Annotated in this window: 11 protein-coding genes; 5 read left to right on the top strand and 6 right to left on the bottom strand. The window is 56.7% G+C overall.

Annotation, left to right across the window (positions count from 1 at the left end; all coding sequences use genetic code 11):
* Positions 1–125 precede the first annotated feature (125 nt).
* The 4 genes from purC (at position 126) to ypfH (ending at position 4662) form a co-directional block, all read left to right on the top strand.
* On the top strand, positions 126–839 hold the full coding sequence (purC, locus tag LH86_RS20695; protein ID WP_008460193.1) for a phosphoribosylaminoimidazolesuccinocarboxamide synthase: 714 nt from the start codon (positions 126–128) through the stop codon (positions 837–839).
* A 139-nt stretch (positions 840–978) separates the two neighbouring features.
* Positions 979–1857 (top strand): neutral zinc metallopeptidase, encoded by an 879-nt coding sequence (locus tag LH86_RS20690; RefSeq protein ID WP_039305401.1) that lies wholly within the window; start codon positions 979–981, stop codon positions 1855–1857.
* A gap of 3 nt (positions 1858–1860) precedes the next feature.
* Positions 1861–3894, top strand: coding sequence for a tRNA(Met) cytidine acetyltransferase TmcA (locus tag LH86_RS20685; RefSeq protein ID WP_269320699.1), 2034 nt, complete (start codon positions 1861–1863; stop codon positions 3892–3894).
* Positions 3895–3966: 72 nt separating this feature from the next.
* Positions 3967–4662 (top strand): esterase, encoded by a 696-nt coding sequence (gene ypfH, locus LH86_RS20680; protein ID WP_039305397.1) that lies wholly within the window; start codon positions 3967–3969, stop codon positions 4660–4662.
* A 42-nt stretch (positions 4663–4704) separates the two neighbouring features.
* Here the strand turns inward: ypfH and LH86_RS20675 are convergent, their stop codons facing one another.
* From LH86_RS20675 to LH86_RS20665, 3 genes are read right to left on the bottom strand one after another with little or no spacing between them, the layout of a single operon-like run.
* Complete coding sequence (locus tag LH86_RS20675) at positions 4705–4893, bottom strand: YpfN family protein (protein WP_008460189.1); 189 nt, start codon at positions 4891–4893, stop codon at positions 4705–4707.
* Positions 4894–4920: 27 nt separating this feature from the next.
* Complete coding sequence (gene dapE, locus LH86_RS20670) at positions 4921–6048, bottom strand: succinyl-diaminopimelate desuccinylase (protein WP_039305395.1); 1128 nt, start codon at positions 6046–6048, stop codon at positions 4921–4923.
* Positions 6049–6052: 4 nt separating this feature from the next.
* Positions 6053–6409 carry an ArsC family reductase gene (locus tag LH86_RS20665; RefSeq protein ID WP_039306442.1) on the bottom strand — a complete coding sequence of 119 codons (357 nt, stop codon included), beginning with the start codon at positions 6407–6409 and terminating at the stop codon, positions 6053–6055.
* A 202-nt stretch (positions 6410–6611) separates the two neighbouring features.
* On the opposite strand from LH86_RS20665, the gene ypfM reads away from it, so the two are divergent.
* A complete protein-coding gene (gene ypfM / locus LH86_RS22685) occupies positions 6612–6671 on the top strand; it encodes a protein YpfM (RefSeq protein WP_139827443.1) in 60 nt (19 codons plus the stop codon).
* 113 nt (positions 6672–6784) lie between these two features.
* Here the strand turns inward: ypfM and acrD are convergent, their stop codons facing one another.
* The 3 genes from acrD to narQ all read right to left on the bottom strand — a co-directional run bounded on the left by acrD (position 6785) and on the right by narQ (position 12418).
* A complete protein-coding gene (acrD, locus tag LH86_RS20660) occupies positions 6785–9895 on the bottom strand; it encodes a multidrug efflux RND transporter permease AcrD (protein WP_039305393.1) in 3111 nt (1036 codons plus the stop codon).
* Positions 9896–10047: 152 nt separating this feature from the next.
* Positions 10048–10689 carry a nitrate/nitrite response regulator protein NarP gene (gene narP, locus LH86_RS20655; RefSeq protein ID WP_039305391.1) on the bottom strand — a complete coding sequence of 214 codons (642 nt, stop codon included), beginning with the start codon at positions 10687–10689 and terminating at the stop codon, positions 10048–10050.
* A 19-nt stretch (positions 10690–10708) separates the two neighbouring features.
* Positions 10709–12418 (bottom strand): nitrate/nitrite two-component system sensor histidine kinase NarQ, encoded by a 1710-nt coding sequence (narQ, locus tag LH86_RS20650; protein ID WP_039305388.1) that lies wholly within the window; start codon positions 12416–12418, stop codon positions 10709–10711.
* Positions 12419–12446 lie beyond the last annotated feature (28 nt).

Here is a 12446-nt window from a genome sequence, read left to right as displayed (position 1 = left end):
TCTCCGGGAGCATAGCTAACTATGTGACCGGAGTTAGCAGGTGCAACCAACGCACATGCAGCTTGAAGTATGACGGGTAAACCCCTTCGATTGCGCAAGCGATCGCTATACCTGGAGTGAGAAAGATGCAAAAGCAAGCTGAGTTGTATCGCGGCAAAGCGAAGACCGTTTACAGTACGGAAAACCCGGATCTGTTGGTGCTCGAATTCCGTAACGATACGTCAGCAGGTGACGGGGCGCGCATCGAGCAGTTCGACCGTAAAGGCATGGTAAACAACAAGTTTAACCATTTCATTATGGCCAAGCTGGAAGAAGCGGGTATCCCGACCCAGATGGAAGCGCTGCTTTCTGATAACGAAGTGCTGGTGAAGAAGCTCGACATGGTGCCTGTGGAATGCGTGATTCGTAATCGCGCCGCGGGTTCACTGGTGAAGCGCCTTGGTATTGAAGAAGGTATTGAGCTGAACCCACCGCTGTTCGATCTGTTCCTGAAAAACGACGCTATGCATGACCCGATGGTCAATGAATCTTACTGCGAAACCTTTGGTTGGGTGAGCAAAGAGAATCTGGCCCGCATGCGCGAGCTGAGCTACAAAGCTAACGACGTGCTGAGCAAGCTGTTTGATGACGCTGGCCTGATCCTCGTTGACTTCAAGCTAGAGTTTGGCCTGTTCAAAGGTGAAGTGGTGCTGGGCGACGAATTCTCCCCGGACGGCAGCCGCCTGTGGGACAAGCAAACCCTTGATAAAATGGATAAAGACCGTTTCCGCCAGAGCCTGGGTGGCCTGATTGAAGCGTACGAGGAAGTTGCTCACCGTCTCGGCGTAAAATTAGACTAACCACGCAATCGTTTACGTTGCGCAATAGGGTGCGTTTTTGCGCACCCTGTTTTTTCGCTGTCTGTTCTTATGGTAATCCTGCCGGTAACCACCTACGATCTATCCATTATATGTTGTGATTGTTAATGAGGACGAGCGTATGCGTTGGCAAGGACGTCGCGAAAGCGACAATGTAGAAGACAGGCGCAATGACGCCTCTGGCCCTGGTATGAGCATGGGCGGCGGTGGTTTCCGAATCCCACGCGGAAAAGGTGGCCTGGTGCTGCTGGTCGTGGTCATTGTGGCAAGCTATTACGGCGTCGATCTTACTTCCTTCCTGTCCGGCGAGCCGCCGGTTTCTCAGCAGTCTTCCCAGCAGCGCTCCATCAGCCCGAAAGACGACGAAGCGGCAAAGTTTACCTCGGTCATTTTGGCGACAACCGAAGATACCTGGGGTGAAATTTTCCAGAAAATGGGGCGCACATACCAGCAGCCTAAGCTGGTGATGTACCGCGGGGCAACGCGCACCGGCTGCGGTACCGGCCAGTCCGTGATGGGGCCGTTCTATTGCCCGGCGGACAGCACCGTTTATATCGACCTCTCTTTCTACGACGATATGCGCAACAAGCTTGGCGCGGGCGGGGATTTCGCCCAGGGCTACGTCATTGCCCACGAAGTTGGCCATCATGTTCAGAAGCTGTTGGGTATCGAGCCGAAAGTGCGCCAGCTGCAGCAGAATGCTTCCCAGGCCGAAGCTAACCGCCTGTCAGTGAAAATGGAGCTTCAGGCCGACTGCTTCGCTGGCGTCTGGGGAAACAGCATGCAGAAACAGCAGGTGCTCGATTCAGGTGACCTGAAAGAAGCGCTCAATGCTGCCGAAGCCATTGGTGACGACCGCCTGCAGCAGCAAAGTCAGGGCCGGGTGGTGCCGGACAGCTTTACCCACGGTACTTCCGAGCAGCGTTATACCTGGTTCAAACGGGGTTTTGACAGCGGCGATCCGGCCCAGTGCAACACCTTCGGCAATACGCTCCGTTAATCGATGACCGCCGGAACTTTGGTTGCGCCGATGCAGCAGGCAACGGCGCATATGCAGCAGACGGGCATCCGCCGGTTGATGGTGCTGGCCGGGGAGAGTCAGTGGAGCAGCGAGCAGGTTGCCACGCTGTCTGCTTCTTTATCCGGTGACTGGCTGTGGGTTGGCTCTTCCCCTGAGCTGCCTTTGCATTGTGCGCCCTCGGCGGTGCGCAGCATGCTTGGGCGTGAGTTTCAGCATGCCGTTTTTGATGCCAGGCGAGGGCTGGATGCCGCCGCTCTCGCTGCGCTTTCCGGGATGCTCAAAGCGAGCAGTTGGCTGCTGCTGCTGACGCCGGACTGGTCACGCTGGGCCTCGCTGCCGGATGAAGATTCCAGCCGCTGGAGCGATGCTCCACAGGCGATTCCGACCCCCCATTTTGTTGCCCATCTTCAGCGCTGCGTACGGCAAGATTCAGAGGCCGTCCTGTGGCAGCAGCATGAGTCACTCTCCCTGAATGCTTTTGCTCACCGCCCGGTCTGGCAACCCGCCAGCGGCGCACCGGAGCAAGAACAGGCTACTATCCTCGATAAATTGTCCGGGATGGAGCGCGGCGTGGCGGTGGTGACGGCGGCCAGAGGCCGGGGGAAATCTGCGCTGGCGGGAATGCTGGTTAACGGGAGCGCAGGCGCTTGTTTGGTCACCGCTCCCGCGAAGGCAGCTACCGACGTGCTGGCAAGCTATGCGGGCGAATCATTTCAATTTATGGCCCCGGACGCGCTGGCCGCAGAGCACGACTTACCGGCGTATGACTGGCTGATAGTGGACGAGGCCGCCGCGATTCCGGCCCCGCTGTTACGCCAGCTAATAGCGCGTTTCCCCCGCGTTTTACTGACCACGACGGTGCAGGGGTACGAGGGAACCGGGCGCGGTTTTTTACTGAAGTTCTGCGCGGCGTTTCCGGCGCTCAAGCGCTTCACATTGAATACGCCGATCCGCTGGGCGCTGAACGATCCGCTGGAGCAAGTGGTCGACAGGATCATGCTGTTTGATGAGCCTGATCTGGAGCAATTCCCGCAAGGCGATCCCATTCTGCAGGATGTTGAGCAGGCCGACTGGCCGCGTAAACCTGAGCAATTAAAGCAGATGTACCGGCTGCTTTCGGGCGCACATTACCGTACCTCGCCGCTCGACTGGCGGCGGATGCTTGATGCGCCAGGCCAGCATTTTATCGCGGCCAATATTGAAGAGCAGTGCGCAGGTGCCTTGTGGCTGGTCGAAGAGGGCGGACTCGATGAAAATCTAAGCCGCAGCGTGTGGGCCGGGTTCCGGCGCCCGAGAGGAAATCTGGTGGCGCAATCGCTGGCGGCGCACGGTGGAAGCCCGCTGGCCGCTACGCTTCGCGGATTGCGCGTCAGCCGCATTGCGGTTCACCCTCTGCGTCAGCGCGAGCATATCGGTGCCGGCATGATTGAACATGCACGGCAGGCCGTAAATCGTCGCTGTGATTATCTCTCGGTCAGCTTCGGCTATACCGACGAACTGTGGCGCTTCTGGCAGCGCTGCGGGTTTGAGCTGGTTCGAATCGGCAGCCATAAAGAAGCCAGCAGCGGCTGCTACAGCGCCATGGCGTTATTGCCGCTGACGCCAGAAGGCCAGTCGCTGATGGAAAATGAGCGGCAGCGGTTACAGCGAGACTGGCCGTGGCAGAAAACGTGGCTCGAGCTGGCTTTGTCTTTACCCGAGAATGCTTCATTTGCTTTGCGTTCCGAAGACTGGGAAGAGTTATCCGGTTTTGCTTTCTCACATCGTCCGCTGGAAGCCTGTCTGGGGGCGTTGAATCGCCTTTTGCTGGCGTCCGTTTTACCGCTGCATGCGCTTCGCGGGCGGCTGCAACAACTTGAAAGCAATGAGGCGCTCAGCCAGCGGTTGGGGCTTTCCGGCAAAAAAGCCCTGCTTACGCTAATGCGTCAGGAAGCCCAAAGCGCGTTGGAAAATCTCGATCGGGATCGCACGGCTGAGCTGCACAACGGCATTATGCAATTGCAAAAATTCCACTAACTTGTTCAATGAAACGGCATGGTCATCCCCATGCAGCGGCGTATAGTTGTCTCCATTAACCAGGAGAAAGCCATGAAACATGACCATTTTGTTGTCCAAAGCCCCGCAACGCCGGCCAGCCAGCTGATACTGCTGTTTCACGGCGTAGGCGACACGGCCAAAGCCATGGGCGAAATTGGGAGCTGGTTTGCGCCAGAGTTTCCTGACGCACTGGTGGTCAGTATTAGCGGCCCTGGTCCAGGCGGCGCAGGCCGGGAGTGGTTTTCCGTGGCAGGCGTGACGGAAGACAACCGTCAGCAACGCGTGGATGCCGCGATGCCTGAGTTTATTGAAGCCGTGCGTGACTGGCAGCGGCAAAGCGGTGTGCCGCCCACGGCTACGGCGCTAATTGGTTTCTCGCAGGGAGCCATTATGGCGCTGGAAAGCATTAAGGCTCAGCCGGGTCTTTCGGCTCGGGTCATTGCTTTCAGCGGGCGTTATGCGGAGCTGCCGCAGCAGGCCTCCACCAGTACCACGATCCATCTGATCCACGGCGATAACGACAAAGTGATCCACGCGACGCACGCGGTGGATGCGGCCGAGAAGTTACTTAGCCTGGGCGGAGACGTGACGCTGGATTTGATTGACGATCTGGGGCATGCGATCGATGACCGCAGCATGAAGGCGGCGCTGGATCACCTGCGCTACACCGTGCCGAAGCACTATTTCGATGAGGCTTTGAGCGGCGGCGCGGCGCCGAAGGATGATGATTTGATAGAGCTGCTGTAAATATGCGCCTCACTCCGGAATCGCCCGGAGTGAGGCGGACTGCTATTTCTTCTTAGGCCAGTCGTCCTCGTCATCCCACTTATCGTTGAAATCACGATGTGGCGGAAGCTCAGGCTTGTCTGCCATGTACTTCTTCGGATCGATTCGGTTCAGGTCTTTAATGACGTTAATAAAAATCCCCAGTAATAACACCAGGACAATAATCCACCAGTAATGCGATAGCCATTCCATGCTGATACCTCTTCAGTTGGTTGCCCGTCAGGCGACAAGCTGTTCCATAATGCGCTGATACATCCGGGCCAACAGCTGCAGGTCGGCGGCGTTGACGCATTCATTGATTTTATGAATGGTGGCATTTACCGGCCCCAGTTCAACAACCTGAGCCCCCATGCGGGCGATAAAGCGCCCGTCAGATGTACCGCCCGTGGTTAACAGCTGCGGTTTAATTTCATTATAGTGCTCAACGGCGTTCACTACCGCATCCACCAGCTTACCGCGTGACGTCAGGAACGGCAGACCGGAAAGCCACCACTCGACGGTGTAGCGCAGTTCGTACTTATCCAGCAGGGCGATAACGCGCTGCTTGATGTCCTCATCGGTCAGCTCGGTACTGAAGCGGAAGTTAAACTGCACAAACATATCGCCTGGAATAACGTTGTTGCTGCCGGTCCCGGCTTTAACATTGGCAATCTGCATGCTGGTGGCCGGGAAGAACTCGTTGCCCTTATCCCACTCAATGCCCGTCAGCTCTGCCAGCATTGGCGCTGCGCGATGCACCGGGTTATCCGCCAGATGCGGATAAGCAACGTGGCCCTGGACGCCGTGAATGGTCAGGTTACAGGTCAGAGAGCCGCGGCGGCCATTTTTCACCACATCGCCAACGACTTCGGTACTGGACGGCTCGCCAACCAGGCAGTAGTCCAGACGCTCGCGGCGCGCCATCAGGGCTTCAACAACCTTCACGGTACCGTTGGTTGCGCTGGCTTCTTCGTCGGAGGTAATCAGGAACGCCAGACGGCCTTTATGGTTGGGGTGCTGGGCCACAAAACGTTCAGCCGCCACGACCATCGCCGCCAGCGAACCTTTCATGTCCGCCGCGCCGCGGCCAAACAGCATTCCGTCGCGAATGGTGGGTTCAAACGGCGGGTTGATCCAGCGGTCGGCATCCCCTGACGGTACCACATCGGTGTGCCCGGCAAACGCCAGTGTCTCACCCTGCCCACGCCAGGCCCAGAAGTTCTGGGTGTCGCCAAAATCCATGTGTTCAACGGTAAAACCAATCGCGCGCAGGCGCTCAATCAGCAGCGCCTGGCAACCGGCATCATCGGGGCTCAGGGAAGGACGACGAATAAGCTGTTGCGTCAGCTCAATAACCGGGCAGGACATAAGACTATACCTCGTTGATAAACTGCTGATAATGAGTTTCGTTGAAACCCAGCAGCATAGGCTGACCGGGCGCGCAGAGCAATGGGCGTTTGATGATTGCCGGCATCTCCAGCATCAGCGCCGCCGCGCTTTGTGCGTCATTAATGGATGCGCGATGGGCTTCATCCAGCTTGCGCCACGTCGTACCCCGCGTATTTAGCAGCGCTTCCCAACCAAGCTCAGCGATGAAGCTGTTCAGCAATGCAGCGTCCAGCCCGTCGGCACGATAGTCGTGAAACTGGTAATCCACGCCCTGAGATTCTAAAAAGCGGCGCGCCTTTTTGATGGTGTCGCAGTTTTTAATGCCGTACATGGTGATCATAGTGGCGGTCGGTTCCGTTTTAGTTTGCCAGAGGGCAACCATTCTGCCGCAGGTAAGGGGAATTATCGAGCCACGATTCAGCGCTAAACCGTTATTCTGCTAACGATATATTTGTGATGTTGCTCAACAGTTGATCGCTCAAAAAAAGTTCAACTGCAGGATATATCCGCGTATACTTGCGCCAACATCAAGAGAGGCGGTTATGATCGAGCACGAATTAGGGCAGTGGAAAGACTTCATCGAAGGTATGTTGCGCAAATAAGCGTTCCGGCATAAAAAGTAACGGCGCGATATTCTGGTACTGAATACTCTGCGAACATCAGCAAAAAGGCGACCTGAAAAGGTCGCCTTTTTTGTGGCTTATTGCCCGGGAGTTTAGTCGTGGTGCTCTTTCAGCGGGAAGCGTCTGCGCACCAGGACAAAGAACAGCGGCACAAAGAAGATGGCCAGCACGGTGGCGGAGATCATCCCGCCCATCACGCCGGTGCCTACCGCATGCTGGCTGCCGGAGCCCGCCCCGGTGCTGGTCGCCATCGGCAGAACCCCGAAAATAAACGCCAGGGAGGTCATTAATATCGGGCGCAGTCGCTGGCGGCAGGCCTCAAGCGTGGCGGCAACCAGGTCCTGGCCTTTGGCGTTCAGGTCGTTGGCAAATTCGACGATCAAAATGGCGTTTTTCGCCGAAAGGCCGATCACCGTTAGCAGCCCGACCTGGAAGTAAACGTCATTCTCAAGGCCCCGCATCCAGGTGGCGAACAGGGCGCCAATCACCCCAAGCGGGACGACCAGCATGACGGAGAACGGCACGGACCAGCTCTCGTACAGCGCCGCAAGGCACAGGAATACAACCAGCAGTGAAATAGCATACAGGGCAGGGGCCTGCGCGCCGGATAAGCGCTCCTGGTAAGACATGCCCGTCCACTCAAGGCCGAAACCATTCGGCAGTTTGCTGACCAACTGCTCCATAATGTCCATGGCGGTACCGGTACTTAGCCCAGGTGCCGCTTCACCGACAATTTCCAGCGCGGAATAGCCGTTGTAGCGCTCCAGACGAGGCGAACCCGTTTCCCAGCGTGAGGTCGCAAAGGCGGAGAACGGCACCATGCTGCCGGTTTTATTCCGTACGTACCAACTGTTGATATCGTCCGGCAGCATGCGGTATTTGGCCGCCGCCTGGACATACACCTTCTTCACGCGCCCGCGATCCATAAAGTCATTCACATAGCTTGAGCCCCAGGCTGTTTGCAGAGTGTTGTTGATATCATCAATTGAGACGCCCAGCGCCTGAGCCTTACGCTGATCGATATCGATTTGCAGCTGCGGGCTGTCGTCCAGGCCGTTGTGGCGCACTCGCGTAAGCTGCGGGTTGCTGCCGGCCATTTCTAACAGCTGATCACGCGCCTGCATGAGTGCATCGTGCCCCGCGCCGCCGTGATCCTGCAGTTCCATATCAAAACCTGCGGCGTTGCCGAGGCCGTTAATCGCTGGCGGGCTGCTGGCAATGACGCGCGCTTCTTTGATTTTATTAAAGGCTTTGGTGGCTCGCTCAATGATGGCAAACGAACTGCCGTCGGCGCTGCGTTCGTCCCAGTCCTTCAGACGAATAAACATTCGAGCCACGTTTTGCCCGTTCCCGCCGGGGCCTGCGCCAATGGTGGAGAACACTGACACGACGTTGTCTTTTTCTTTGGTGAGGTAATACTGTTCCACCTGCTGTACCACTTTGGTTGTCTGCTGCTGTGTTGCGCCGCTCGGAAGCTGCACTGAAGTGGTGAACACGCCGCGGTCTTCCTGGGGCAGGAATGACGTCGGCAGTTTGAGGAACAGGAACACCATGCCGCCAAGCAGTAGGGCATAAATCAGCATCCAGCGCAGGCTGCGGGCGAGGATTCTGGCCACGCCGTTTTCGTAGCGTTCGGCGCTGCGGTTAAAAGTGCGGTTAAACCAGCCAAAGAAGCCTCTCTGGCCGTGATGCTCGCCTTTATGCAGCGGCTTAAGAATGGTTGCACACAGGGCTGGGGTGAGGATCATCGCCACCAGCACCGACAGCACCATGGCGGCAACGATAGTGACCGAGAACTGGCGGTAAATCGCCCCGGTTGTGCCGCCAAAGAACGCCATCGGCACGAATACGGCGGAGAGCACCATGGCGATGCCGACCAGCGCTCCCTGGATTTGGCCCATGGATTTGCGGGTCGCCTCCCGAGGGGAGAGACCTTCCTCGCTCATAATTCGCTCGACGTTTTCTACTACCACGATGGCGTCATCCACCAGCAGGCCGATAGCCAGCACGGTGGCGAACATCGTCAGCGTGTTAATGCTGTAGCCAAAGACATATAGCACGGCAAAGGTGCCGAGCAGCACCACCGGGACGGCAATCGTTGGGATAAGCGTGGCGCGGAAGTTTTGCAGGAACAGGTACATCACCAGGAACACCAGCAGAATCGCTTCCAGCAGCGTTTTCACCACGTCGGTGATTGAGGCTTTAACGAACGGGGAAGTTTCGTAGGCGATTTTGGCTTCCAGGCCGTGAGGGAAAAACTGCGAAAGCTCTTCGATTTTGGCGCGGGCCAGCTTGTCGGTTTCCATTTCGTTGGCACCGGAAGCCAGCTTAATGCCCAGCCCTGAAGCCGGTTGCCCGTTGTAGGTGCTCAGGAAGTCATATTTTTCCGCCCCCATCTCAACGTCTGCCACATCCCCCAGCGTCACCAGCGAGCCATCCTGATTCACCCTCAGCGTAATGTCTTTGAACTGCTGTGGCGTTTGCAGGAGCGACTGGGCGTTGATGGTGGCGTTCAGCGCCTGTTTGTCCAGCGCCGGCGTGCCGCCAAGCTGGCCCACGGCAATTTGCGCATTCTGGGATTTGATGGCGGTGACCACGTCCTGGGTGGTCATCTGGTAGTTGATGAGCTTATTCGGGTCGAGCCAGATACGCATGGAATACTGCGAGCCGTAAGCATCGACGCTGCCGACGCCGTTCACGCGGCTCATCGGATCCTGCACGTTACTGGCCACGTAGTCGGCAATGTCCTGCTTATCCATGCTGCCGTCTGTGGAAACAAAGGCCACCATCAGAATATTGGTGTCACCGGTTTTGTTCACCGTGACGCCCTGAGTCTGCACGTCCTGCGGCAGCTTTCTTACCGCAGATTGCAGCTGGTTTTGCACCTGCTGTACCGCAGAGTCAGGATCGGTCCCGGCCTTAAAGCTCAGGGTAATGGTGGCCTGACCGGCGCTGCTGCTTTGGGACGACATGTACATCATGTTGTCCAGGCCGGTCATGCTTTGCTCTATCACCTGCGTGACGGTGTTTTCCAGGGTTTGTGCGGAAGCACCCGGATAGTTGGCGGTGATCCTTACATTGGGCGGCGCAAGGTCGGGATATTGTTCGACGGGCAGTGAAAAAATAGCCAGTGCCCCGGTCAGGCAAAGCAAAATTGCCAGCACCCAGGCAAAAATGGGGCGAGAAATGAAAAAATTCGCCATGCGGTCAGGACCCCTTAAAAGCTTCTAATTGTTATCAATAACCGCATCACTGTAGCTTTAACCGCTTAGTCAAACGTGGAGAAATTTAGGAGATAGTGTAAATATGCTTTGGAATTGGCAGGATTTGTAACCATACCGTTTATTGGGTCGTTTTAACCCCGACTTTCCAAAAATAATACCGTGGCCGCGACGCGTGACCTCACCTGCAGCTTGCGAAGCAGGTTACGGATATGCACTTTTACCGTCTCTTCTGAAATATGTAGCCCGCTGGCAATTTGCTTATTTGACAGCCCACGGGCCACCTCTGACAGCACGTCCAGCTCACGCTCAGTGAGAATAGCAAACGGATCGCTGCTCTGCCGCTCGCTACCTCGGTTGGTCAGGTACTCGTGTACCTGCTCGCTAAATGCTTTTTCACCCGTCAGGCAGCGGTGAATGTCCTGCAATAAAACCTCCGGATCGCTGTCTTTCAGCAGGTAACCATCGGCCCCGGCATCAATCAACGTAAAGATATCGCTGCGAGCGTCGGACACGGTCAGGATCACCACGCGGGCGCTGATCCCGTCCCGGCGCAGGGCGTTGAGCGTATCGAGGCCGCTCAGGCCCTTCATGTTCAGGTCGAGCAGAATCAAATCCGGCGACAGGCGATTCGCTAAACTGATGGCCTCCGCGCCGCTGCTGGCTTCACCCACGACCGTAAACGTGCTGTCCAGCTCAAGCAGCTGGCGCACTCCGCGCCGCATCAGCGGGTGATCGTCCACAATTAAAACCTGGTATACCGTTTTCTCAGACATTGCTAACTCCTGAATAAAGCTAATTATTGTTATGGCTCCCGGCGGCAGCCGGAGGTGCAGAGGTAAAGTGGACTTCTACTCGCGTGCCGCCCTCTGGCGGACGGGATATTGTCAGCTGGCCACCAAGCCGGCCTGCGCGTTCGTGCATGATATTCAGCCCGTAGTGACCTTCCGGCTCTTCAAGGCTGGCAATCCCGTGCCCGTTGTCAAATACCGAAGCGAAATGCTCGCCGCCGCTTTCAGAGCGGCAAACCACCTCAATATGGCTCGCATTGGCGTGTTTAATCGCGTTCAGTACCGCCTCCCGGATGATTTGCAGCAGGTGGATTTGCTGAGAAGCGTCCAGAACCTGAGTCGGCATGCTGCATTTCAGGCTAATTTCTGCCTGGGTTTGCTCGCGCAATGGCTCCAGCAACTCCTGCAGTGCGGCGGGTAAATCTGCCTGCTGCAGCGTCAGGCGGAAGGTGGTGAGCAGCTCGCGTAGCTGGCGATAGGCGTCGTTTAAGGCCTGGGAAAAATCCCCGACAATCCTCTGCGCAGGCTGGTTTTCTTCGGGCACCGCGCGCTTAAGCAGCGTTAGCTGGATACGAAGATAAGAGAGAACCTGCGCCAGAGAGTCATGCAGCTCCCTGGCAATCGTCGCTCGTTCTTCCATTAGCAGCAGTTGTTGGTAGTGTTTTTGCGCCTGATTAAAATACACGCCTCGCCCCAGCATGGTGGCCACGCTTTTCATCAATTGCGGGGAAGGGGCTTTACCCGGTGACTGCCAGCGTAGCGTCCCAAAAGCGCTGTCCTGCTGAACCAGCGGCAGGGTATGCCATTTTTCTTCCACCACCGGGGAGCCTTCCGTCAGCCGCCAGTTTTCACCCACCTGCATTTCCAGGGCGCTAACCCCCTCATGCTGGTGGATGATCTGCAGGATCTGCACGAAACAGTCGCGGTTGATGGTGCTGACGTTCATCGCCTGGGAGCAACTGTACAGCACTTCGAGCATGCGGTTGGCTTCCTGCAGGCGCAGGGTCTTTTGCTCCACCTGCTGCTCTAAGGAACGATAAAGTTTTTGCAGCTCATCCGCCATGCGGATAAAAGCCTGTGCCAGGGCGCCCAGCTCATTGGGTAGGGTGCGGTCAAGGTTCGGGGGGGTAAATTCGCCGCGCTCAATGGCTTTGCTCGCTTCTACCATGGTATTGAGCGGCATGACCACCTGCTGGCGGATGCGACGCAAAGTGAAGAATACCAGGGTAAAAATAGCGATAAAACCGACCACCGAAGCCGCGACAACCTGCATCATTTTTCGCTCGGCATAATGCTGCAGCGCCAGCACAAACAGGTCGATTTGTTCTACGTAGGCGGCGATATTATAGCGGTACCAGTCGATGTCTTCGTTCAGAATATGCTGCTGCATTTGCTGCCAGGCCTGCTGCAGAGCGTTATAGCGGGCTTTCACCTCATCGGGCACCCAAAACCGGTTGAGCTGCTGCAATGTCGGGGAGTCCAGCGACTGCTGATACTGCTGTAAATGTGCCGCAATAGCCTTCGGGTTACTTTGAAGATCGTAACCCAGGCGATAGCTTTGCATGCGCAGCGATCCCGCAATGTTCACAGCTTCTGCATCTTTCAGGCTGCTGGCGAGCGTCAGCATCGCGATGCCGGTGGAAAGCAATGACAGCAAAACAATCGAAAAGAAAGCGCGGGCAAGGCTGGTGGAGACCGAGCGTTTGACTGTCACGGGGGAATAACCCTTTAAAGTATGCGGT

This window comes from Cedecea neteri (genome assembly GCF_000758325.1).
Taxonomy (GTDB): Bacteria; Pseudomonadota; Gammaproteobacteria; order Enterobacterales; family Enterobacteriaceae; genus Cedecea; species Cedecea neteri_B.
Note: the sequence above shows the minus strand (reverse complement) of the source record. Positions and strands in the feature narration are given on the sequence as shown.

Excerpts from the sequence above, each read along its gene's own strand:
- LH86_RS20665 (WP_039306442.1), bottom strand. The coding sequence starts at position 6,409 with ATGATCACCATGTACGGCATTAAAAACTGCGACACCATCAAAAAGGCG.
- LH86_RS20685 (WP_269320699.1), top strand. The coding sequence starts at position 1,861 with ATGACCGCCGGAACTTTGGTTGCGCCGATGCAGCAGGCAACGGCGCAT.
- acrD (WP_039305393.1), bottom strand. The coding sequence starts at position 9,895 with ATGGCGAATTTTTTCATTTCTCGCCCCATTTTTGCCTGGGTGCTGGCA.
- dapE (WP_039305395.1), bottom strand. The coding sequence starts at position 6,048 with ATGTCCTGCCCGGTTATTGAGCTGACGCAACAGCTTATTCGTCGTCCT.
- narP (WP_039305391.1), bottom strand. The coding sequence starts at position 10,689 with ATGTCTGAGAAAACGGTATACCAGGTTTTAATTGTGGACGATCACCCG.
- LH86_RS20690 (WP_039305401.1), top strand. The coding sequence starts at position 979 with ATGCGTTGGCAAGGACGTCGCGAAAGCGACAATGTAGAAGACAGGCGC.
- ypfH (WP_039305397.1), top strand. The coding sequence starts at position 3,967 with ATGAAACATGACCATTTTGTTGTCCAAAGCCCCGCAACGCCGGCCAGC.
- LH86_RS20675 (WP_008460189.1), bottom strand. The coding sequence starts at position 4,893 with ATGGAATGGCTATCGCATTACTGGTGGATTATTGTCCTGGTGTTATTA.
- purC (WP_008460193.1), top strand. The coding sequence starts at position 126 with ATGCAAAAGCAAGCTGAGTTGTATCGCGGCAAAGCGAAGACCGTTTAC.